At 60.0% G+C, this 20,890-nt stretch carries 19 protein-coding genes and 1 riboswitch; of the genes, 11 read left to right on the top strand and 8 right to left on the bottom strand.

Annotated elements, in window-relative coordinates; genetic code table 11:
* Positions 1-67 precede the first annotated feature (67 nt).
* Positions 68-1,387: a tryptophan--tRNA ligase gene (locus tag V3390_RS01350; protein WP_331703039.1), complete on the top strand. Its 1,320-nt coding sequence runs from the start codon at positions 68-70 to the stop codon at positions 1,385-1,387.
* On the opposite strand, the gene V3390_RS01345 is transcribed toward V3390_RS01350, so the two are convergent.
* The 4 genes from V3390_RS01345 to pdhA are packed head-to-tail and all read right to left on the bottom strand — an operon-like array spanning position 1,333 to position 6,024.
* Entirely contained in the window at positions 1,333-2,532 is a 1,200-nt protein-coding gene (locus tag V3390_RS01345; protein WP_331703037.1) for a BaiN/RdsA family NAD(P)/FAD-dependent oxidoreductase, read from the bottom strand. The genes V3390_RS01350 and V3390_RS01345 overlap by 55 nt on opposite strands.
* Positions 2,533-2,537: 5 nt before the next feature.
* Complete coding sequence (locus V3390_RS01340) at positions 2,538-3,953, bottom strand: dihydrolipoamide acetyltransferase family protein (RefSeq protein ID WP_331703036.1); 1,416 nt, start codon at positions 3,951-3,953, stop codon at positions 2,538-2,540.
* A gap of 11 nt (positions 3,954-3,964) precedes the next feature.
* Complete coding sequence (locus tag V3390_RS01335; protein ID WP_331703034.1) at positions 3,965-4,954, bottom strand: alpha-ketoacid dehydrogenase subunit beta; 990 nt, start codon at positions 4,952-4,954, stop codon at positions 3,965-3,967.
* On the bottom strand, positions 4,951-6,024 hold the full coding sequence (gene pdhA, locus V3390_RS01330) for a pyruvate dehydrogenase (acetyl-transferring) E1 component subunit alpha (protein ID WP_331703033.1): 1,074 nt from the start codon (positions 6,022-6,024) through the stop codon (positions 4,951-4,953). Before pdhA ends, V3390_RS01335 begins: the two co-directional genes overlap by 4 nt.
* 98 nt (positions 6,025-6,122) lie before the next feature.
* On the opposite strand from pdhA, the gene V3390_RS01325 reads away from it, so the two are divergent.
* Positions 6,123-6,992, top strand: coding sequence for a tryptophan 2,3-dioxygenase (locus V3390_RS01325; RefSeq protein ID WP_331703031.1), 870 nt, complete (start codon positions 6,123-6,125; stop codon positions 6,990-6,992).
* Positions 6,993-7,123: 131 nt separating this feature from the next.
* Positions 7,124-8,629 carry a peptide MFS transporter gene (locus V3390_RS01320; RefSeq protein WP_331703030.1) on the top strand — a complete coding sequence of 502 codons (1,506 nt, stop codon included), beginning with the start codon at positions 7,124-7,126 and terminating at the stop codon, positions 8,627-8,629.
* Between the two features lie 52 nt (positions 8,630-8,681).
* Here the strand turns inward: V3390_RS01320 and V3390_RS01315 are convergent, their stop codons facing one another.
* Positions 8,682-9,611: a homoserine kinase gene (locus V3390_RS01315; protein WP_331703029.1), complete on the bottom strand. Its 930-nt coding sequence runs from the start codon at positions 9,609-9,611 to the stop codon at positions 8,682-8,684.
* Between the two features lie 130 nt (positions 9,612-9,741).
* Between V3390_RS01315 and hppD the strand changes: the two genes are divergently transcribed.
* From hppD to nhaA, 4 genes are read left to right on the top strand one after another with little or no spacing between them, the layout of a single operon-like run.
* Positions 9,742-10,830, top strand: coding sequence for a 4-hydroxyphenylpyruvate dioxygenase (gene hppD / locus V3390_RS01310; protein ID WP_331689770.1), 1,089 nt, complete (start codon positions 9,742-9,744; stop codon positions 10,828-10,830).
* Positions 10,831-12,126: a homogentisate 1,2-dioxygenase gene (hmgA, locus tag V3390_RS01305; RefSeq protein ID WP_331703028.1), complete on the top strand. Its 1,296-nt coding sequence runs from the start codon at positions 10,831-10,833 to the stop codon at positions 12,124-12,126.
* A 30-nt stretch (positions 12,127-12,156) separates the two neighbouring features.
* Positions 12,157-13,113, top strand: a complete 957-nt coding sequence (locus V3390_RS01300; RefSeq protein WP_331703027.1) for a sodium:calcium antiporter — start codon at positions 12,157-12,159, stop codon at positions 13,111-13,113.
* A complete protein-coding gene (gene nhaA / locus V3390_RS01295; RefSeq protein ID WP_331703026.1) occupies positions 13,114-14,322 on the top strand; it encodes a Na+/H+ antiporter NhaA in 1,209 nt (402 codons plus the stop codon). It abuts the gene before it with no gap.
* 12 nt (positions 14,323-14,334) lie between these two features.
* Here nhaA and V3390_RS01290 read toward each other — a convergent pair whose 3' ends face one another.
* Genes V3390_RS01290 through V3390_RS01280 form a run of 3 tightly spaced genes read right to left on the bottom strand, consistent with a single transcriptional unit; the run spans position 14,335 to position 16,655 of the window.
* Entirely contained in the window at positions 14,335-15,228 is an 894-nt protein-coding gene (locus tag V3390_RS01290) for a DMT family transporter (RefSeq protein WP_331703025.1), read from the bottom strand.
* Between the two features lie 3 nt (positions 15,229-15,231).
* Positions 15,232-15,696, bottom strand: a complete 465-nt coding sequence (locus V3390_RS01285; RefSeq protein ID WP_331689775.1) for an Mpo1 family 2-hydroxy fatty acid dioxygenase — start codon at positions 15,694-15,696, stop codon at positions 15,232-15,234.
* Between the two features lie 32 nt (positions 15,697-15,728).
* Entirely contained in the window at positions 15,729-16,655 is a 927-nt protein-coding gene (locus V3390_RS01280; RefSeq protein WP_331689776.1) for a phosphoribosylaminoimidazolesuccinocarboxamide synthase, read from the bottom strand.
* 119 nt (positions 16,656-16,774) lie between these two features.
* Here V3390_RS01280 and rpe point away from each other — a divergent pair, with 119 nt between their 5' ends.
* Genes rpe through V3390_RS01260 form a run of 4 tightly spaced genes read left to right on the top strand, consistent with a single transcriptional unit; the run spans position 16,775 to position 20,637 of the window.
* A complete protein-coding gene (gene rpe / locus V3390_RS01275; protein ID WP_331703024.1) occupies positions 16,775-17,449 on the top strand; it encodes a ribulose-phosphate 3-epimerase in 675 nt (224 codons plus the stop codon).
* Complete coding sequence (gene trpE, locus V3390_RS01270) at positions 17,436-18,899, top strand: anthranilate synthase component I (protein ID WP_425492970.1); 1,464 nt, start codon at positions 17,436-17,438, stop codon at positions 18,897-18,899. The genes rpe and trpE overlap by 14 nt, the downstream gene beginning before the upstream one ends.
* A complete protein-coding gene (locus tag V3390_RS01265) occupies positions 18,896-19,936 on the top strand; it encodes a class I SAM-dependent methyltransferase (RefSeq protein WP_331703020.1) in 1,041 nt (346 codons plus the stop codon). The genes trpE and V3390_RS01265 overlap by 4 nt, the downstream gene beginning before the upstream one ends.
* The gene (locus V3390_RS01260) at positions 19,924-20,637 is read left to right on the top strand and encodes a pseudouridine synthase (RefSeq protein WP_331703019.1); all 714 of its coding nucleotides are present in this window, start codon (positions 19,924-19,926) and stop codon (positions 20,635-20,637) included. Before V3390_RS01265 ends, V3390_RS01260 begins: the two co-directional genes overlap by 13 nt.
* A gap of 60 nt (positions 20,638-20,697) precedes the next feature.
* Positions 20,698-20,815, top strand: a riboswitch (SAM riboswitch).
* Positions 20,816-20,890: the final 75 nt, after the last annotated feature.

Here is a 20,890-nt window from a genome sequence, read left to right as displayed (position 1 = left end):
TTGTTTTTTTCAGGAAGTGGCGTCGGGTCGGATAAAATGGACGCTTGTTGTTCAGGCCCCTGTTTTCATGACTCGTACTCGCATCCTCACCGGCATTACCACCTCCGGCACCCCGCATTTGGGCAACTATGCCGGCGCTATTCGGCCCGCGATTGAGAGCGGCAAGGCCGCCGATGTCGAGTCGTTTTATTTTCTTGCCGACTATCACGCGCTGATCAAGGCGCAGGATCCGGCATTGGTGCAGCGCTCCACGCTGGAGATTGCGGCGGCGTGGCTGGCTTGCGGTCTCGATCCTAGGCGTACGTGGTTCTACCGTCAAAGCGACATTCCGGAAATCCCGGAGCTAACCTGGTTTCTGACTTGCGTCGCCGGTAAAGGCCTGCTCAATCGCGCGCACGCCTACAAAGCCGCCAATGATCGCAACGCCGAGGAAGGCCTGGATGCCGATGCCGGCGTCACCGCAGGCCTGTTTATGTATCCCGTGCTGATGGCCGCGGACATTCTGATATTTGATGCGCAGCGCGTGCCGGTCGGCCGCGATCAGATCCAGCACATCGAAATGGCGCGCGATTTCGGTCAGCGCTTTAATCACACTTACGGCGGCGAGTACTTCGTTCTGCCCGAAGCACAGATTGATGACAGCGTCGCCACCTTGCCGGGTCTCGATGGCCGCAAGATGAGCAAGTCGTACCGCAATACGATTCCGCTGTTTGCGCCGAGTGCCGAGTTGCGCAAGCTGATTGCCGGCATCGTCACCGATACACGCATGCCCGGTGAACCCAAAGATCCCGAAGGCAATGCACTGTTCGAACTGTACAGCGCGTTTGCAACGGCGGAGCAGTCCGCTGCATTTGCCCATGCGCTGCGCGGCGGCCTGGGTTGGGGCGATGCCAAGACGCAACTGTTCGAGCTGCTGGATCAGCAGATCGCACCGATGCGCGAGCGTTACGATGCACTGATCGCGGATCCGGCCCAGATTGAGGCCATCCTGCTCGACAACGCGCAACGCCTGCGTGAGACCTATGCGATTCCCAAGCTGCGCGAATTGCGTTCGGCGATCGGGATTCGTCCCTTGACTGCGGTTGCCGCTCCGGCGACATCCACAAAGGCGGAGCGCGAGCCTGCCGAGGTTGCGCCGATAGTCAAGCAATATCGCGAATCCGATGGCAGCTTCCGTTTCAAGCTCACGCAGGGCGATACGGTGCTGCTGCAGAGCGTTGGCTTTGCCAACCCCAAGGAAGCCGGTGCCTGGGTGGCGCAGATTCGTACGGGCGCGGTGGACGTGGCTGAATTGCAGGCTGTCGTCGAGCCGATTGCCGACGAGTCGGCGCTTCAGGCCGGGCTGAGTGCGCTGGCGGCGGCATGGGCACTGGCCCAAGCCCACTGAAAGTTATAGCCGCCTAGCCATCCCGTCACATCCAGGACCTCGCCGATAAAGTACAGTCCTTCGATGTGGTTGGACATCATCGTTTGCGACGACACCGAATCGGTATCCACGCCACCTAGGGTGACTTCGGCGGTGCGATAGCCTTCGGTACCGCTGGCGATGAGCGGGTAGGCATGCAGATGGTTTGCAATCCTGGTGTAGTCCGCATGCTGCAACTGGCGCATCGGTTTTTGCCCGAAGTGCAGTTCGCACAGGCGCACCGCGAGACGTGCCGGCAGCCATTGCGACAGTACCGTGCGCAGTTCGGCATTGAGCTGCTGTTCTCGTGCCGTTTGCAGCAGGGCTTGCGCATCCTGGCCCGGCAGTAAATCCAAGGTCAATGCATCGCCGGGTTGCCAGTAGTTGCTGATCTGCAATATCGAGGGGCCACTCACGCCGCGATGTGTAATTAGCATGGCGTTGGTGAACGACACATTGTTAGCCCTGGCCTCGACGGGGAGGGCAACGCCGGCCAGGCCTTCGAACTGTTGCAGCGGCAGACCGGACAGCGTCAGTGGCACCAGACCCGCGCGACGTGGCTGTAGCGCATGACCGAACTGCGTTGCCAGCTGATAACCGAAACCGCTAGCCCCCATGCTCGGAATCGACAGACCACCGGTTGCGCAGACCAGTTGCGGCGCGCGGAAATCACCCTGCGATGTGCGCACCGTGAAACCGTTGCTGTCGTGCGTCACGTCGTTCACGGCACAGTGCGTGCGAATCGGCACGCCGCCTTTTTCGCATTCGCTCAACAGCATCGCGACGATGAGTTTGCTGGACTCGTCGCAGAACAGTTGGCCCAGCTCTTTCTCGTGATACGCGATGCCGTGCTGACTCACCAGCTCAATAAAATGCCACGGCGTATAACGGGCCAGCGCCGATTTGTGGAAGTGTTTATTGGCGCCGATGTAATTCGCGGGCGATGCGCCGGTGTTGGTGAAGTTGCAGCGACCTCCACCGGACATCAGGATCTTTTTACCGACCTTGTTCGAGTGCTCGAGTACGATGGCGCGCAAACCGCGTTGCCCGGCTTGCGCAGCGCAGAACAGGCCCGCGGCGCCACCGCCGATCACGATGACGTCGTACTGGAACTCCGGCGAACTCATGGATCTTATTGCGGCGCCTGCAGATCCCGGATCATGGCATGCAGGAAGCGCGCCGCCTCACCGCCGGTGCAGGCGCGATGATCAAAACTCAGGGACAAGGGAATGCGACGATGGACTTCGATGCCACCGATCACGGCGACCACATCGTGCGAGACCTTGCCGGCACCGACGATGGCCACCATTGGCGGCACCACAATCGGCGTGGCGTAACGACCGGCGAACTTGCCGAAGTTGGACAGACTGATCGTGGCACCTTTGAGCAGGTCGCCGCTGATGCTGCGATCCATCACGTCTTCGCGCAGGCGCTTGATGCCATGTTTGATCGCATCGGGGGACTGCAGCTGTGCATCGCGCAGCACCGGCACGAACAGGCCGTCGGGTGAATCGACGGCAATGCCCAGATCCACTTGCGGATGCAGGGTGCGAGTGAGGTTGTCGCCATCGAACCAGGCATTGAGTGCGGGCTCTTCGCGGCAGGCGGTCACCAGAGCACGAACCAGACGCGCGGTGATGTCCTGCTTGCCCAGCCAGTTGTGGATGTCCGCATCGTCGACGATGGTGGTCAGCACGACTTGCTGATGCGCATCGGCCATGACGCGGGCCATGTTGCGGCGAACGCCGGTCAGCGGTGTGGGTTGGCCAAGCTGCGGCGTTGCACTCGGTGGCTGCGTACGCATGGCCTTGCCGGCAGCGCTCAATGCGGTGCGCTCGGCGCTTGCTGTGGCTGTTGCCGCCGAAATCGCTGCGGATGCAATTGCGGCAGCGGGTGCGGGCGAGTCGACACGCGCTGCCGGTGGCGGCAGGACTTGCGCACGCGTGGCCATTGGCATGGCGGAGAAGCTCTGCACGTCCTTAAGCGTGATGAGCCCGTCGGCGCCGGTTCCGCTCACTTGCGTCAGATCCACGCGTAGCTTACGTGCCAGAGCGCGCACGGCCGGCATCGCCTTGACGCCACCGACGGTCACGGCCTGCTCGCTGCGCACGGCATCGGAGGACTGCATGGCGCCAACCACCGTGCCTGCATCTGCAGGCTCGGCCGCTTCGGATGCATCGGTAGCGGCAGGTTCCGGGATGGAGGCGGGCACAGGTTCCGCCGCGGGCGGCGCGGCCGGCGTCGGAGCCGGCGCATGGCCATGATGCGTAGGCACGTTGGATTCGGCGCGTTGCGGCATGCTCGCGTCAATCTCAAACGAAGCCAGCACCGAGCCAGTAATCACGATGGCGCCCGAATCGCCGGCAACCGAAACCAGCTTGCCGGAGAACGGCGAGGGCACATCGACGATGGCCTTGGCCGTTTCCATGGAGACGAGGTTGTCATCGAGCATGACGCTCTCGCCGACCTTTACATGCCATTCGACCACGGTGGCATCGGGCAAGCCTTCGCCAAGGTCTGGCAAACGGAATTCACGGATATCGGACATGCAAAGGTTCCTTAAATGCTTTCGGCCATGCAGCGGCGTGCAGCGGTGACGATGCTGGCAACGCTGGGAATGTAGGCGTTTTCGAGTTTGAATAGCGGGATGTGGGTGTCATATCCCGTGACGCGGATGACCGGTGCCTTGAGATCAAGCAGGCAGGATTCAGCCAGACGCGCGGCAATTTCTGCACCGAAGCCTGCCGTGCGCGGCGCTTCGTGCACGATCACGCAACGACCGGTACGCGAGACCGATTCGGCAATCGTGTCGAAATCCAGCGGACGCAAAGTCGCTACGTCAATGACTTCGGCGCTGATGCCTTCCTGTGCCAATGCCTCAGCAGCTTCGAGACATTCCTTAACTTGAGCGCCCCAGGTCACCAGAGTGACATCGGTGCCGTCGCGAAGAACAAAGCACACATCGAGCGGCAAGGCCTCGCCATCGTCAGGAACCAGTTCCTTGTATTGGCGATAGATGCGCTTGGGTTCGAAGTAAATCACCGGATCGGGATCGCGGATGGCGGCGAGCAGCAAGCCGTAGGCGCGTTGCGGCGACGAAGGCAGCACGACGCGGATCCCGGGCACGTTGGTGAAAGTGGATTCGTTGGCCTCGGAGTGATGCTCCGGTGCACGAATGCCGCCACCCCACGGTACGCGCAGCACCATTGGTACATGCAGACGGCCACGCGTCCGATTGCGCAGGCGCGCACCGTGACAGACGATGTGATCGACCATGGGGTATACAAAGCCATCGAACTGCGCTTCGGCGACCGGGCGCATGCCGGCAGCAGCCAAGCCCACAGTCAGCCCGGCAATGGTGGTTTCATCGAGCGGCGTATCGAGCACGCGTTCGGAACCGAATTCCTGATGCAGACCTGCAGTGGCGCGGAACACACCGCCATTGACGCCGACGTCTTCGCCTAGAACCAGAACGCGTTCGTCGTTGCGCATTTCATAGGCCAGGGCTTGAGTGATGGCCTCGATCAGAGTGATGGGCGCGGCGCTCATGCCTGGCCCTCCCGCTGCATGGCCAACTCGCGTTGTTCGAGGACCTCGCTCGGCATGTCGCCGTACAGATAATCAAACATAGCGGAAACCGGCGGCATCGGTGTTTGCAGATACGCATCGATTTCTGCGGCGACCCATTCGTTGGTTTGCGCAATCAGTTCCTGTTCCTGCTCATCGGACCACAGTCCGTTGGCGGTCAGATACTTACGAAGGCGAATAAAGGGCTCGACCTTCCAGGCGGCTTCGACTTCCTCGGCGGCGCGATAACGACGTGCATCGTCGGCGGTCGTGTGATCGTGCAGACGATAGGTCATGAACTCGAGCAAGGTAGCGCCTTCGCCACGACGGGCCCGATCAATTGCCTCACGACATGCGTACAGCACGGCAATCAGATCATTGCCGTCCACTTGCGCAGAATACAGACCGCCGGCCAGACCCTTTTGCGCCAGCGTGCCCGCACCGGTCTGTGCAGAGCGCGGTACCGAGATGGCCCAACCGTTATTGACGATGCACAGCACCAGCGGCAGCTTGTAGGCACCGGCGGAATTCACTGCGGCATAAAAGTCAGTCTTGGACGAACCGCCATCGCCGCACGAGCTCATCGCCACTTGCGGCATACCGCGCAGCTTGTACGACAAGGCGACACCGGCGGCATGCAGCATTTGCGTGGAAATCGGCACACACATCGGGAAGTCATGACGGGCATGCGCAAAATCACTACCGCGTTCATCACCACCCCAGTACAGCAGAATCTCGCGAGCCTGCACGCCGCGCTCGAACAAGGTGCCATGCTCGCGATACGACGGCGCAAAGCAATCCTCATCCTGCAAAAAAGCGCCCATGCCGACATGTGTGGCTTCGTGTCCGAGCGAGGAGGCATAGGTGCCCAATTTGCCGGTGCGCTGCAACGCAATGGCCTTGGTGTCGAAGGCCCGACAGGCGACCATTTTGCGGAAGTAGGAGAGAAGGAACGACGGATCGGCGAGATCGGCCGGCGCATCAGCGCTCAACTGCCCATCGGGATCCAGGAACTGAAAGTAGGGGATTTCAAGCGATGCCGCCAGTTTCATGCGTACTTCCGGTGCGGGAACAGCCTTCATCATAACGAATTGCGTACGTTCACCGAAGAGTGCTGCGGTATCCTTGGGGCGATCAACCGGAGTGCTGCATGAGCGTCGAGAACAACCAGCGTGAGTTGGAAAAGGAAATCCATACGGACCTGCACGGGCGCATGACCTATGCGGGCTATCTGCAGCTCGACAAAGTTCTGAATGCCCAGCAGCGCCGATCGCAACCGCCGCAGCACGACGAGATGCTGTTTATCATCCAGCACCAGACCTCCGAATTGTGGCTCAGGCTGATTCTGCACGAGCTCGCCGCCGCCGGCGAATATCTCAAGCGCGATGAAGTCTGGCGCACCCGTAAAGTGCTGGCTCGCGTCAAGGTGACGCTGCGGCTACTGACCGAACAATGGTCGGTGCTCGAGACGCTGACGCCTTCGGAATACATGGAATTCCGCGAATTTCTGGGCCCCGCCTCAGGGTTTCAGTCGTATCAGTATCGCGGCATCGAGTTCCTGCTCGGCAACAAGAATGACGCGATGCTCAAGGTCTTTGCGCACGACCCTGACATTCAGACCACGCTGAAGGCCCTGCTCGATGCCCCGAGTCTGTACGAACTGTTTTTGCAGTATCTGGCACGCTTCGGCCATCCGGTGCCCGCGCATGCCATCGCACGCGATTTCTCCAAGCCGCACGTCAATGATCCCGAACTGGTGCCCATTTTTGAGCGCATTTACGAGGACACCGACACCTATTGGCGCGAGTATTCACTGTGCGAAGACCTGGTCGACATCGAGACGCAGTTCCAGCTGTGGCGATTCCGTCACATGCGCACCGTGATGCGGATCATCGGCTTTAAGCGCGGTACCGGTGGGTCCAGCGGCGTCGGATTTCTGAAACAGGCACTGGAGCTGACCTTCTTCCCTGAGCTGTTCGAAGTGCGGACCCAGATCGGCCCCAATACGGGCTCGTACTGAGTAACCAACACGGTGCTTGATGCACTGCAGCATTTACGAAAAGTTGACGCGATAGCTGTTTTTCGGCGATTCTCAAGCATTGCCCGCGCACGGTGCGTGGGCTCATCCCATCTTAAATAAGAGGAAACCGCATGAGCGGAGCCGCAGAACTTCCGGGCGCAGCCCGTCAGCCACTACCCGAGTTTGCCCAGATAGGCGGACATCCCAAGCCGTTGTGGATGCTGTTCATGACGGAATTCTGGGAACGCTTTGCGTTCTACGGGATGCGTTGGGCCCTGGTGCTCTATATCGTTGCCCAGTTTGCCAACCAGGGAATGGGTGAGGCCGAAGCCTCGAAGATCTACGGTGCCTATCTGGCCCTGGTCTATGCCGTTGCCGTATTCGGCGGTTATGTCGCTGACCGTGTCATCGGCTATCAGCGATCCATCATGCTCGGCGCGGTCGTCATGGCCGCGGGCCTATTCATGGTCGCGTTGCCGCAACTCGATATGTTCAAGCTCGGCTTGGCCACCATCGTCGCGGGTAACGGTCTGTTCAAGCCCAACATCTCGACCATGGTCGGCAAGCTGTATGCGCAGGGCGATGAGCGCCGCGACTCTGCCTTCACCATTTTCTATATGGGCATCAATGCCGGTGCCTTTGTGGCGCCGATCCTGACCGGTTTCCTGGCACGCACTGTCTTCGGTCAGCAAACTCTGCCTGATTATCAGGCCGTGTTTATTGCTTCGGGCGTCGGCATGCTGATCAGTCTGGTGTGGTTCTGGTTCGGTAAGGCTCAACTCAAGACCGTCGGTCTGCCGCCGGCAGAGGGCAATCAGACGATGCGCCTGTTGCTGGTCATCCTGGGTCTCGCCGTTGCGATTCCGGTGATCTACTTCCTGCTGACCATTGACGCTACGGATCTGCAGCGCTTCGTTCTGTTCCCGCTGTTTGCCCTGCTGTGTATCGCACTGCTGGTCGAAGGCTTCCGTGTCGGTAAAGTGGCGCGCGACATGGTGATCGCGATGCTGATCATCTTCGCCTTCAACATCATGTTCTGGATGTTCTTTGAGCAGGCCGGTGCCTCGTTCACCTTCCTCGCCGAAAAGATCGTCAATAAGCAAATCGGCAGCTTCACGTTCCCGATCGAATGGTTCCAGTCAATCAACGCCATCGCCATCATCCTGCTGGCACCACTATTTGCCTGGCTGTGGATTCGCCTTGGTCGCGCCAATCCGTCGATTCCGCGCAAGTTCGGTCTGGGCCTGATCTTTAACGGTGTGGCCTTCGCTGTGCTGATGTTCGCGCTGACCAACCTGCTTGACGACAAGAACATGATCCCGCTGTGGACGCTGGTTGCGGTCTACGTGATCCAGACGATGGGTGAGCTGTGTCTGTCGCCGATCGGCCTGTCCATGGTGACCAAGCTCGCTCCGGCCCGCCTGGTCGGTCTGGGCATGGGCGGCTGGTTCCTGTCCACAGGTATCGGTAACAATCTGGCCGGTCTGTTCGCTTCGGGCGTCTCGGGTGAAACCGGTATGACCGCGGCTTCGGCACTGTCGGGTTACACCCAAGGCTTCTACATTCTTGTGGGCTGCGGCCTCTTGCTGGTGCTGATCGCTCCGCTGATTCAAAAGCTGATGCACGGCGTTAAGTAAGACCTCTGACAGAGGGCCCCCGCATTTGCGGGGGCTTTTTTATGCTTGTCACTTAATCGATCCGTTCCGCACGGATCCCGTTGATCGGGGTGACGAAGGTATCGCTGGGCACTGTAAATTCACCGGCCATCGCAGAGGCCGCCGCGTGTGCACGATCGGCATCGGTAAACCAGGCAAAGACGCTGGGACCGGCGCCGGAAATCGAGCAACCGAGTGCGCCATGTTCCAATGCGGCGGCTTGCACCGCGTGGAAATTAGGAATCAATGCAGCGCGACGCGGCTCTACCAGCACGTCGCGCAAACCGGCCGCAATGAGCGTCGCATCGCACCGCTCCAGGCCCAGTACAAAACGCGTCAGATTTGCGCAATGCGATGTGATGAGATCCAGGCCAAACGGTTCGCGCAAAACTTGTCGCGAATCCAACGTACGCAAGCTGATATGAGGGCGCGCCACGGCAGCGTGCCAGGTAGCGGGGAGCTCAAAGCGCTGGACTTGGCCTTCGAAGGCAAAGACCACTCCGCCCAGCAGCATCGGCGCTACGTTGTCGGTTTGTCGGGATTGGCTCGATGCGAACTCGCCCTCGACGGCAAGCGGGATAAGCGCGTCTCGTGAGAGCGGGGTGTCGAGCAGGGCATTGGCTGCGACCAGAGCCGCTACCGCCGATGACGCGGATCCGCCAAGACCGGCGTTGAGTGGGATGCCTTTGATCAACTCGATCTCAAAGCCGAACGGCAAGGACAGCGAATCGCACAGGGCCTGTACCGCACGCGCCGCGGTGTTGGTTTCAGTGGACCGCGGAATGGTGGCAATGCCTTCGATACTGCCGCGAATGTCGAGCAATCGGACGCCGGGTTGTTCAGTTCGCGTGACGATGGCCTCGTCGCGTACAGCGGCGATGGTGTGGCCGAACAGATCGAATCCGACGCCGATATTACCGACGCTGCCCGGTGAAAACGCCTGGGCGCGAGGAGTGGATGGCATCGGCTGGAACCTGCTGAGAATGTGATGGACCTGTAAATTATGGCAATTCGCGGCAGGGAATGGGAAAATGGCTGCAAACCTGCGCACGGCGTCATGGTGTGCATCGCTTCCAACATTGGAGATCAGCAACATGTCGGCACAACCGAATTTGGGCATGAACGTCACGACGTTCGAAAACCCCCTGGGTATTAATGGCTTTGAGTTTGTCGAGTTTGCGGCACCAAAGGATCAGCAGGAGGCAATGCACACGTACTTGCTCAACATGGGCTTTACCGCCGTGCTGCGTCACAAGACCCGTCCGATCACGGTGTATCGCCAGAACGGTGTCAATTTCCTGGTCAATGACGATCCCGAATCCTTTGCAGCCCAATTTGCCGCGGCCCATGGTCCGAGTGCCTGCGGATTCGCGATTCGCTTTACTGTGCCGACAGATCAGGTCTGCGACACGGTGCTGGGCAATGGCGGCGAGACCTTTAGCGCTGCCGACCTGATTGATTCCAAGGCGGTCAACGTGCCGGTCGTAAAGGGCATCGGCGACTGCATGCTGTATCTGGTGGACAGCGGTTCCGATGTGTATGGCGACTATCTGCCGGTGCAGGGCGCCGATCAGAATCCCAAGGGCTTCGGTCTGACTTTTATCGATCACCTTACGCACAACCTGTATTTCGGCAACATGCAAAAGTGGTCGGATTACTACGAACGCCTGTTCAACTTCCGTGAGATCCGCTACTTCGATATCAAGGGTGCCAAGACCGGCCTGATCTCCAAGGCCATGACCGCACCCGATGGCATTGTGCGCATTCCGCTCAACGAATCCAGTGATCCCAAGTCGCAGATCAATGAATACCTCGATGCATACAAGGGCGAGGGCATTCAGCACATTGCCTGCTTTACCGACGACATCTATTCTACCGTCGAGGCCATGCGCGAACAGGGCATCGAGTTCCTGGACACGCCCGAAACGTATTTCGACGTGATCGATCAGCGCATTCCTGACCACGGCGAGGATGTGCCGCGCCTGGCCAGGAACAAGATCCTGATTGATGCCGACGCGGAAACCAAGCAACGCAAGCTGCTCCAGATCTTTACCCAGAACGCCTTCGGTCCGATCTTCTTTGAGATCATTCAACGCAAGGGCAATGAGGGTTTTGGCGAAGGCAATTTCCAGGCCCTGTTCGAATCGATCGAGCGTGACCAGATGAAGCGCGGAGTGCTGTAAATGGCATTGGCTGGCAATGGCTATCAGCCCGGATTCGGGAACCATGTTTCCACTCAGGCCATTGCCGGCGCGTTGCCCCTTGGCCGGAATTCGCCGCAAGTAGCACCGCTCGGGCTGTATGCCGAGCAGCTGAGCGGTACGGCGTTCACCGCGCCGCGTGCGCACAATCGCCGTAGCTGGCTCTATCGCATTCGGCCGGCCGCCATGCACGGTCACTTTGCCGAGTACGAGCAGACCCGTTTTCACAACGTCTTCGGCGCCGGCAAAGTCTCGCCCGAGCAAATGCGCTGGTCGCCCTTGCCCTTGCCGGAGAGCGCCACCGATTTTATCGATGGCCTGGTAACGTACGCCGGTAACGGCGGTCCCGAGTCGCAGACCGGAATCGGTATCCATCTGTATGCCTGCAACCGCGACATGCAGGATCGTTTCTTCAGCAATGCCGATGCCGAGATGCTGATCGTCCCGCAACTCGGCCGTCTGCATATTGAAACCGAGCTGGGTGTCGTTGATGTCGAGCCGCATTGGATCGCGGTGATTCCGCGTGGCGTGCGCTTCCGCGTCTCGCTATCCGACGGTCAGGCGCGCGGCTACGTCTGCGAGAACTTTGGTGCCCTGCTGCAGTTGCCTGACCTGGGGCCTATCGGCAGCAACGGTCTGGCCAATCCGCGTGATTTCGAAACACCCAACGCTGCCTTCGAGGATATCGACGGGCAGTTTGAGTTGATCAACAAGTTCCAGGGCCATCTGTGGCGTGCGGAGATGACGCATTCGCCGCTCAATGTGGTGGCGTGGCACGGCAACTACGCACCGTATCGCTACGATCTGCGCAACTTCAATACCATCGGATCCATTTCGTTTGATCACCCGGATCCGTCGATCTTTCTGGTGTTGCATGCGCCCGGTCCGGTGGCCGGTGTCAGCAATCTCGATTTCGTGATCTTCGGGCCGCGAATTCTGGCGATGCGCGATACCTTCCGGCCGCCGTGGTTCCATCGCAATATTGCCTCGGAGTTCATGGGCCTGATCGATGGCGTATACGATGCCAAGGCCGAGGGCTTTGCCCCCGGTGGTGCATCACTGCACAACTGCATGACGGGTCACGGCCCCGATGCGGAGACCTTCGACAAGGCATCGGCTGCCGATACGAGCAAACCCGATTTCATTCGGGGCACGATGGCGTTTATGTTCGAGTGCCCGCTGGTGATCCGTCCAAGTGAACAGGCCTTGATGGCATCACATCGGCAAACCGAGTACATTGATTGCTGGCAAGGGCTGCGGAACAATTTCCGCGGCTAATCCCACCTAGATAGATCGGAGCGCAAACTCATGGACAACGTGTGGCTGACCTTATTGCTTAGCGTCGTATTTCTGACCAGTGCTGCCGAATTCTTAGTACGCGGATCCGCCGGTCTGGCGCAGCGTCTGGGCATCAGCCGTTTCGTCATGGGCATGCTGCTGCTCTCCTTAGCAACGGCATTGCCGGAGTTGAGCATTGCGCTACAGGCCATGCGTTCCGGTCAGGAGCCGCTGGCGCTTGGCACCGTCGTCGGCAACAACATCGTCAATTTTGGCTTGACCATGGGCGTGGCCGCGATGGTTGCGACGCTTGTGACCCATTGGCGTGCCCTCAACGGTCTGCTGCTGGGACTGGTGGTCGGCTCCATTGCGGTGATCGCCATGGGCTGGGACGGCAACATCTCCCGCGTCGAGGGCATCATCCTGCTCGCGATCTTTATCGCCTTCATGGGCTGGGCCGTGCTGGCCAGTCGCAGTGAATCGGCCGATGTACATCGCGAAATGGAGGTGCTAGCCGGTCGCCACAATGCCCTCTGGCTCGATGTCGTGTTTGTCGCCCTGGGTGCGGTGATGCTGTATTTCGGTTCGCTGTGGATCGTACTGAAGGCCCCGGCACTCGGCGTTGAACTCGGTTTGGGTCCGCACGTGGTCGGCCTGCTGCCTATCGCCATTGCAGTCACCCTGCCCGAGGCCATCATGGCTATCGCCGCGGCTCGTCGCGGTCATGGCGATCTGGTCGTGGGTCACGTCATCGGTTCGTCCTTGCTCAATACCACCGTCGTCATTGGCCTGTTGGCCATGAGCAGCGGTGGCCTGATGATCCCGCGCGGATTCCTGACGTTTGAACTGCCGATGGCCGCCATCGGCGCCTGTCTGATGTTCCCGATGCTGCGCGGTGACATGCGCATCACCCGTGCCGAAGGCACCATCTTGGTCATCACCTTTATCGTGTGGCTGGCCATTGAGTTGCTGATGGTGACGCAATAAATGGCAGTGCGTCGTTGGTTACAGGAGTTCTTTCGGCTTGAGGCGGCATCCGGGTTAATCCTGATTGGGGCATCGGTACTGGCTCTGCTGCTTGCTAACAGTGCCTGGGGCGATGCCTACCGCCACTTGCTGCATTTCGAGTTGCCGCGCATTGCCCTGGGGCAATGGAGCATTGAACTCTCGCTGCAGCACTTTATCAACGATGGCCTGATGGCCCTGTTTTTTCTGCTGGTGGCGGCAGAAATAAAACGCGAAATGCTCGGCGGCCAGCTGTCCGATCGCCGCGCGCTAATGCTGCCGCTGCTCTGTGCCGCAAGTGGTGTCCTTGTTCCCGCCCTGATTTTTACGGCGTTTAATCATGCCGACGCCGCAGCGATGCGCGGCTGGGCCGTGCCGACGGCGACCGACATTGCCTTCGCGCTGGCGATGTTAGCGGTGTTGGGTTCGCGGGTTCCGCTGGGCCTCAAGCTGCTGCTCTCGACTATTGCCGTGGTGGATGATCTGATTGCCATCGTCATTATTGCGATGTTCTATACCAGCGAGCTGCACGGCGCCAGCCTTATCGCTGCCATTGCAATCGCAGTGGCGATGGCACTACTGAACCGTAGCGGTGTCCGTAGTCTGTGGCCGTATCTGCTATTAGGTGTGGCCTTATGGATCGTGGTGCTGCGATCCGGCGTGCATGCGACGTTGGCTGGCGTAGTCACCGGGTTTCTGATTCCGCATGTCACCGGCGATGACGACACGGCCGATCCCGATCGTTCGCCCTCGCCGTTGCTGCGCCTTGAGGACGACCTGCACCCGTTCGTTGCCTATGCTGTGCTGCCGCTCTTTGCGCTGGCCAATGCCGGTCTGGATCTGAGCACGACGCCACTCGGTGCACTGACTACCGCGTTGCCGATGGGTGTACTGCTGGCGCTGCTGATTGGCAAGCCGGTTGGTATTTTTAGTGTCGCCTGGCTCGGCCGCAAAGCGGGCCTGGTCGATTATCCGGCCGGAGTCGGCAACAGCGTGCTGTTCGGCATGGCGATCCTGTGCGGCATCGGCTTTACCATGAGCCTGTTCATTGCCTCGTTGGCTTATCGAGAGCCACTGCTGCAGGCCGAAGCGACTCTCGGCGTCTTCGCCGCATCGGTGCTTTCGGCATTGCTCGGCGTGTGGTGGCTCCGGCGCGTCTTGCCGACCCGCAGCATTGACACTCAAGAGTAAAAGTCGGAGCGCTTAAACCAGATCGACGACGTCCGGCACGGTCGTGCGCGACTTGTGTAATTGACGAATCGCAATCATCAGCACGCCGGCCAACACCAGTGCGGCACCGATATACAGTCGGATACCCGGACGATCGCCCCAGAACGCGATCCCTATGGCGATGCCCATAATCGGCGTCAGCAACAGCCAGGGCGTGATCTGCGCAATGGGATTGCGCTGCAGCAGCTGAAAATAAAGGCCATGGCCGAGTAGCGAGGCCACCAAAGCCGCGTAGACGACACCCTGCCAAACCCGCCAAGTTGCATTGGGTAGCTGCGAGATGGCGCCGGGTTCAAACACCACGCTAATCAGCAGCAACGGGAACAGGGCGACCCATGCAAACCAGCCCTGCTGATTGAACACGGTAAAGCCCTTGAGTCCCTTCATGAAGACGGTTGCCAGCGCCAGCGCCAACGCCGACAGCAACATTAGGATCAGTGCCTTAGGGTGATCTACAACCATTGGATCAAAGGCCAGCACCACGATGCCGATGAAGCTGGTCAAAATGGCCACGCCGGTCTTAAGCCCAAAGCGCTCACCGATCAGCACCCAGGCCAGCACGGCGGTCATGGGGATATAGCTTTGCATCACGACCGCAGGCGATGACAGATCACCGGCCTCTCGCAGGGACCAGAAACTCAAACCGAAGTGAGCGACGCCAACCAGGAGACCACAGACAATCAGACGTCCCCATTGTTCGCGCGGTGGCACACGCATCATCGGCAGCAGGCACAGGCCCAGCAGAGCAAAGCGTAGCGCGGTGAACAGGAACGGCGTGGTCTCGCGCAGCGCCGTCGCCGACGTCAGAAAATTAAAAGCCCAGGCAATACAGATCAGGATGGCCAGACCGATGTCGCGCGGTGCCACTCCTTAGTACCGAATGCCGAAGCGATCGTAGGCCTTGCTGACCAGCCACGCCGGCCCGATCAGCAGGTACTTGAGATCCGTCAGAAAGCTCGGACGACGGCCTTCGATCTGATGACCTAAAAACTGACCGATCCAGGCGACTACAAACACGCCAATGGCCAGCGCCCGCAAGGGAGCTGTGCCCAATGCGCCATGCAAAAGATACGTCACCGCGCTCATGACCGCGAACACGGCCAGAACACCAAGGCCAATCGCACGCGAGTGGCGGTAGTAGAACATCAGCGCGCACAACATGGCGATGGCCGCGTAGATGCCGGGACGGAACAGCGTCGTGGGAACCGGCAGGGTCCACAGGAGTGCAACTACCGACCACACGATCAGTGGCACACACACCCAATGGATGGTCCGGTTGGTGTGGTTCTGATGGTCTTGCGAATATCGCGCAAACCAGTCGTGCAAGGCGCTCATGGATCGGATCCTGTGATCAGTAACAAAGGGGGCTAGTCGACGGACAGATCGGCCAGTTTCATCAAGGCCTCGGCGTACTTGGCGCGCGTGCGTTCAATGACTTCCGTCGGGAGGCGCGGACCGGGCGGAGTTTTATCCCAGGCCACGGCTTCGAGATAGTCACGCACAAATTGCTTGTCGTAACTCGGCGGAGAGATACCAGGTTCGTACGAATCGGCCGGCCAGTAGCGCGACGAATCCGGTGTCAGCATTTCATCCATGACGTACAGACGGCCATCGCTGTCGGTGCCGAATTCGAATTTGGTGTCGGCCAGCAAGATGCCACGGCCGGCTGCGTAGTCGCGCGCGTACTCGTACAGGCGCAAGGTGGCATCGCGCACCTTTTCGGCCAGATCGGAGCCGACCGTACGAACGGCGGTGTCGAAATCAATGTTCTCGTCGTGATCGCCAACAGCGGCCTTGGTCGACGGCGTGAAGATCGGCGACTCCAGCTTGGAGGCCTGCTGCAGACCTGCGGGCAACTCGATGCCGCTGACGCGCCCGGTGCGCGAGTAGTCCTTCCAGCCGCTGCCAATCAGATAACCGCGGGCGATGGCCTCGACGGGGACCGGCTTGAGCTTGCGCGTGACGACAGCACGACGTGCATACAGCGAGGTGTCCACACCCTCAGGCAGGACTGCAGCGACATCGATACCGGTCAGATGGTTATCAATGATGTGCTTGGTGCGTTCGAACCAGAAGTTGCTGATTTGCGTCAGCATCTCGCCTTTGCCGGGAATCGGATCGGGTAGCACCACATCGAAGGCGCTGAGGCGATCGGTGGCGACCATCAGCAGATACTCGCCGGGAGGCGTGCCGGCAGGCAGCGACGTTGCGGGGATGGCATACACATCGCGGACTTTGCCGCGGTGAAGCAGGGTGAAGCCGGGAAGATCGGACTGAAGCAGTGTACTAGCCAATGTCAGTAGCCCTTGGGCTTAACGAGTCGGGTCTGCCAGTTTAGCGCTTTTGCGGGCCCATTCGCAGCGAGGGAGCCGCTAAAATAGGCGTTCTGATCGCCACTTCGGGCCACTTTGCCATGCAATCTACCGTCATCGCCCCCTCGATCCTTTCCGCCAATTTCGCCAAGCTCGGCGAAGAGGTCGATGCGGTGCTCGCCGCGGGCGCCGATTGGGTGCACTTTGATGTCATGGACAATCACTATGTCCCGAATCTGACCATTGGCCCCATGGTCTGTGAGGCCCTGCGCAAGCACGGTGTCACGGCGCCGATTGACGTGCATCTGATGGTGCAGCCGGTCGATCGCATCGTCCCGGACTTTATCGCCGCCGGCGCCAGCATGATCTCGTTCCACCCCGAAGCCTCGCCGCACGTCCATCGCACCATTCAGCTGATCAGGAGTGGCGGCTGCCAGGCCGGTCTGGTACTCAATCCGGCCACGCCGCTGTCCGTGCTCGACTGGGTGCTCGACGATCTCGACATGGTGCTGCTGATGTCGGTGAACCCGGGCTTTGGTGGTCAATCGTTTATTGACTCGACCATGGACAAGATCCGTGCGGTGCGCGAGCGCATTGATGCTACCGGCAAGTCAATTCGCCTCGAGGTCGATGGCGGCGTCAAGACCGATAACATTGCAGCGATTGCAGCGGCAGGTGCCGATACGTTTGTCGCCGGTTCCGCCATTTTCAATGCATCCGATTACGCGCAAGTGGTGCAAGCCATGAAGTCTGCAGTGGCCGGTGTCCGTGGCTGAGAACGAACACGTCGCAACGCGCATCCCGGTGGTGCGTGAGGTCCGTGCGGATCTCGACACACCCCTTTCGGTTTATCTGAAACTGGCCGATAAGCCCAACACCTATCTGTTCGAGTCGGTGCAGGGCGGCGAGCGTTTTGGCCGCTACTCGATCATCGGTCTGCAGGCGCGTCGCGTGTTCACGGTGGCCGGTCATCGTCTGTATGTGATTGAAGACGGCGAGCTTGTGCAGGTGGAAACCATCGAGGATCCCTTCGCCACGGCCGAGGCCATTCGTAGCGCGTACAAGGTAGAACCCATTGCCGAATTGCCCGGTTTTACCGGCGGATTGGTAGGTTGGTTCGGATTCGAATGCGTGCGGCATCTCGAGCCGCGTCTGCACGACACCCCGGCTGAGGATCAGCTCGGTACCCCCGAGATGCTGATGATGCTGTCCGAAGACCTGGCCGTGTTCGACAATCTCAAAGGCAAGCTGTATCTGATCACGCACGCCGATGCCCACGATCCGCAGGCCCGGTACGCGGCCCAGTCGCGACTGGATGCGTGGGTCGAGACCTTACGCACAGCGCCGACGCAGTATCCGCCGGCGCTCAATAGCGGCACTGTCATTGACGAGAACGATTTTGTCTCCGGTTTTACGCATCAGGGCTTTCTGGATGCCGTCGCGCAGATCAAAGACTACATTCGTGCCGGCGATGCGTTTCAGGTCGTATTGAGCCAACGCCTCACCGTGCCTTTTGCCGCGCGTCCGGTCGATCTGTACCGCGCCTTGCGTAGCCTGAATCCATCGCCGTACATGTACTTCCTCAATATCGGCGACATGCAGGTGGTGGGTTCATCACCCGAGATTCTGGTGCGTCAGCAAGGGCGCGAGGTCACTGTGCGCCCGATTGCGGGCACCCGTCCGCGTGGCACCACGCCGGAACACGATCTGCAGCTGGAACAGGAGTTGCTGGCCGATCCCAAGGAGCGTGCCGAACACCTAATGCTGATTGATCTGGGTCGCAACGACTTGGGTCGCATCTGCGAGCCCGGCAGCGTGCAGCTCAAGGAGCAGTTCGCGATCGAGCGCTATTCGCATGTCATGCATATCGTTTCCGAGGTGAGCGGTACTCTACGCGAAGGCTTGAACTACGCCGACGTCCTACGGGCTACGTTCCCCGCCGGCACTGTCAGCGGAGCGCCGAAATTACGGGCACTGGAAATCATTCGCGAACTCGAACCGATCCTGCGCAACGTGTACGCGGGTTGTATCGGCTATATCGGCTGGAATGGCGACGCCGACATGGCCATCGCGATACGTACAGCCGTAGTGCAGGAGGGCAAACTCCATGTGCAGGCCGGTGCGGGCATTGTGTATGACTCCGATCCCGAGTCCGAATGGCAGGAGACGATGAGCAAGAGTCGCGCCCTGTTTCGTGCGGTGCGGGAGGCCGCAGCCGGATTATGAGCGATGCACCCTTAGAGACTTTGCTGCGTCCGTTTGATCAGGGTTTGCTGCCGCTACCGACGGCTACGCAACGCGTGCTGGTGCTGCGGGCGCGGCGTCACCGTCTGTGGCGCCATCTGCCCGCCGAAGCCCTGACCCTGACTCAACCGTTCAAGCCTGCCGCCGATGAGTTGCAAGCCGATGGCTGGCAGGTGGCAGATGAGCAGCAAGCTTTGCAGGACGGCCCTTGGGATCTCATCTTGCTGTTACCACCGCGCGGTCGTGAGGAAGCGCGTGCTTTGATGGCTCGCGCCGTCAGTGCACTGGCGCCACAGGGACGACTGATCGTTTCGGTCGCCAATAACGAGGGCGCCAAGTCGGTGCAGACCGATCTGGAGCGACTGCTCGGCTCGGTGGCTAGTGATACCAAGAACAAGTGCCGTGTGCTCTGGACGCCGCCACGCGAACGCCTCAACTTGGACGCTGAAACCGCGGCTGCCTGGAGCGCGCAATCGGAGCTGCGCACACAGACGCAGACCGGCTTATGGACGCGTCCCGGCGTGTTTTCCTGGCAGCATGCCGATCCTGCCTCGAATCTGCTGGTTGCACACCTGCCCACCGATTTGCGCGGCCATGCCGCCGATCTCGGTGCCGGCACCGGTCATCTCTCGATCGCATTACTGCAGGCCAATCCCGGCATTGTCTCGCTCGATGCCTACGAGGCCCAACAGCAGGCACTGGAACCGCTGCAACGCAATCTGCAACGGCTGCAGCGTGATACGCATATTCACTGGCACGATGTGGAGTCCGGCTTGCCTTCGCGCTATGACGTGATTGTGATGAACCCCCCGTTCCATGCCATCTCGCGTGATGGCCGCACCGACATCGGACTGCGTTTTATCGAAGTGGCAGCCGGCGCCTTGAAACCGCGAGGCCGGTTGCTGATGGTGGCGAACCGTCATCTGCCTTACGAGGAATCGATTCGGCGCCTGTTCCCCCGTGTCGCCGTGCTGGCCGAAGACCAAGGATTTAAGGTGTTACACGCATGGCGGGAGTAAAGCTGCTCAAGCTGCTGGCGAATCTTGGCTACGGTTCGCGCAAGTCGGTGATGACGCTGTTTCGCGACGGCGCCGTGACCGATGCGCAAGGGGAGGTCATGTATGCCGATGACACTTGGGAACCGGAGATGCAGTTGCTGGTGGATGGCGAACCCATGGATCCGCCACCCGGTCTGAGCCTGATGCTCTACAAGCCGACGGGCTATACGTGCTCCAGCAAGGACATCGGTCGCCTGATTTATGACTTGCTGCCACCGCGCTACAAATTGCGGTCACCGGCGCTCAGTTCCGTCGGGCGCCTGGATAAGGACACCAGCGGCCTGTTGCTGATGACCGATGACGGCCAACTGCTGCATCGAATCGTCGCGCCGAAAAAACATCTGCCGAAAGTCTACCAAGTGACCCTGGCCGAAGATCTGCGTGGCGATGAGGCCGAGCTGTTTGCCGCGGGCACTTTAGTGCTCGAAGGCGAGACCACGCCCCTGAAACCTGCCGAGCTGATTGTGCACGGTCCGCGCAGTGCAGAGTTGACCCTGACCGAGGGTCGTTACCATCAGGTGCGCCGCATGTTTGCCGCGACGGGCAATCACGTCACGGCGTTGCATCGCAGCCGCATCGGTGGTTTGGACCTGCAAGGTCTGGAGCCGGGGCAGTGGCGAACACTGGGCTCGGCCGACATCGAGCAACTCTTCGGCGACTAAATATCTCTTCATCCGCATGAAGAGATTGACAAGTAAAAAAAGACCTGTCAGACTGCGCTCATACCATCGAGACCGACCGAGGGACTGGCCCTTTGACGTCGGGGCAACCGAGCCGCAGCCCAGCTGCGATGCCAGGTGCCAATTCCAGCGGTACGGTCTTCGTATCGGCAGATGGCTACGTGTCGCGCCCTAATTGGGGGCAGCTCGTCGCAATCCACTCGATGGTCGTTTTGACCCTTATTCGAGACCGGAG

Origin of the sequence: Aquilutibacter rugosus (genome assembly GCF_036541335.1) — a bacterium.
GTDB lineage: Bacteria > Pseudomonadota > Gammaproteobacteria > Xanthomonadales > Xanthomonadaceae > Aquilutibacter > Aquilutibacter rugosus.
The sequence above is the reverse complement of the archived record's forward strand: the minus strand, read 5'-3'. Positions and strand labels throughout refer to the sequence as shown.

What these genes read in the sequence shown, in the direction of transcription:
- V3390_RS01350 (WP_331703039.1), top strand. Translation starts at nt 68, where the DNA reads ATGACTCGTACTCGCATCCTCACCGGCATTACCACCTCCGGCACCCCG.
- V3390_RS01345 (WP_331703037.1), bottom strand. Translation starts at nt 2,532, where the DNA reads ATGAGTTCGCCGGAGTTCCAGTACGACGTCATCGTGATCGGCGGTGGC.
- V3390_RS01340 (WP_331703036.1), bottom strand. Translation starts at nt 3,953, where the DNA reads ATGTCCGATATCCGTGAATTCCGTTTGCCAGACCTTGGCGAAGGCTTG.
- V3390_RS01335 (WP_331703034.1), bottom strand. Translation starts at nt 4,954, where the DNA reads ATGAGCGCCGCGCCCATCACTCTGATCGAGGCCATCACTCAAGCCCTG.
- pdhA (WP_331703033.1), bottom strand. Translation starts at nt 6,024, where the DNA reads ATGAAACTGGCGGCATCGCTTGAAATCCCCTACTTTCAGTTCCTGGAT.
- V3390_RS01325 (WP_331703031.1), top strand. Translation starts at nt 6,123, where the DNA reads ATGAGCGTCGAGAACAACCAGCGTGAGTTGGAAAAGGAAATCCATACG.
- V3390_RS01320 (WP_331703030.1), top strand. Translation starts at nt 7,124, where the DNA reads ATGAGCGGAGCCGCAGAACTTCCGGGCGCAGCCCGTCAGCCACTACCC.
- V3390_RS01315 (WP_331703029.1), bottom strand. Translation starts at nt 9,611, where the DNA reads ATGCCATCCACTCCTCGCGCCCAGGCGTTTTCACCGGGCAGCGTCGGT.
- hppD (WP_331689770.1), top strand. Translation starts at nt 9,742, where the DNA reads ATGTCGGCACAACCGAATTTGGGCATGAACGTCACGACGTTCGAAAAC.
- hmgA (WP_331703028.1), top strand. Translation starts at nt 10,831, where the DNA reads ATGGCATTGGCTGGCAATGGCTATCAGCCCGGATTCGGGAACCATGTT.
- V3390_RS01300 (WP_331703027.1), top strand. Translation starts at nt 12,157, where the DNA reads ATGGACAACGTGTGGCTGACCTTATTGCTTAGCGTCGTATTTCTGACC.
- nhaA (WP_331703026.1), top strand. Translation starts at nt 13,114, where the DNA reads ATGGCAGTGCGTCGTTGGTTACAGGAGTTCTTTCGGCTTGAGGCGGCA.
- V3390_RS01285 (WP_331689775.1), bottom strand. Translation starts at nt 15,696, where the DNA reads ATGAGCGCCTTGCACGACTGGTTTGCGCGATATTCGCAAGACCATCAG.
- rpe (WP_331703024.1), top strand. Translation starts at nt 16,775, where the DNA reads ATGCAATCTACCGTCATCGCCCCCTCGATCCTTTCCGCCAATTTCGCC.
- V3390_RS01265 (WP_331703020.1), top strand. Translation starts at nt 18,896, where the DNA reads ATGAGCGATGCACCCTTAGAGACTTTGCTGCGTCCGTTTGATCAGGGT.
- V3390_RS01260 (WP_331703019.1), top strand. Translation starts at nt 19,924, where the DNA reads ATGGCGGGAGTAAAGCTGCTCAAGCTGCTGGCGAATCTTGGCTACGGT.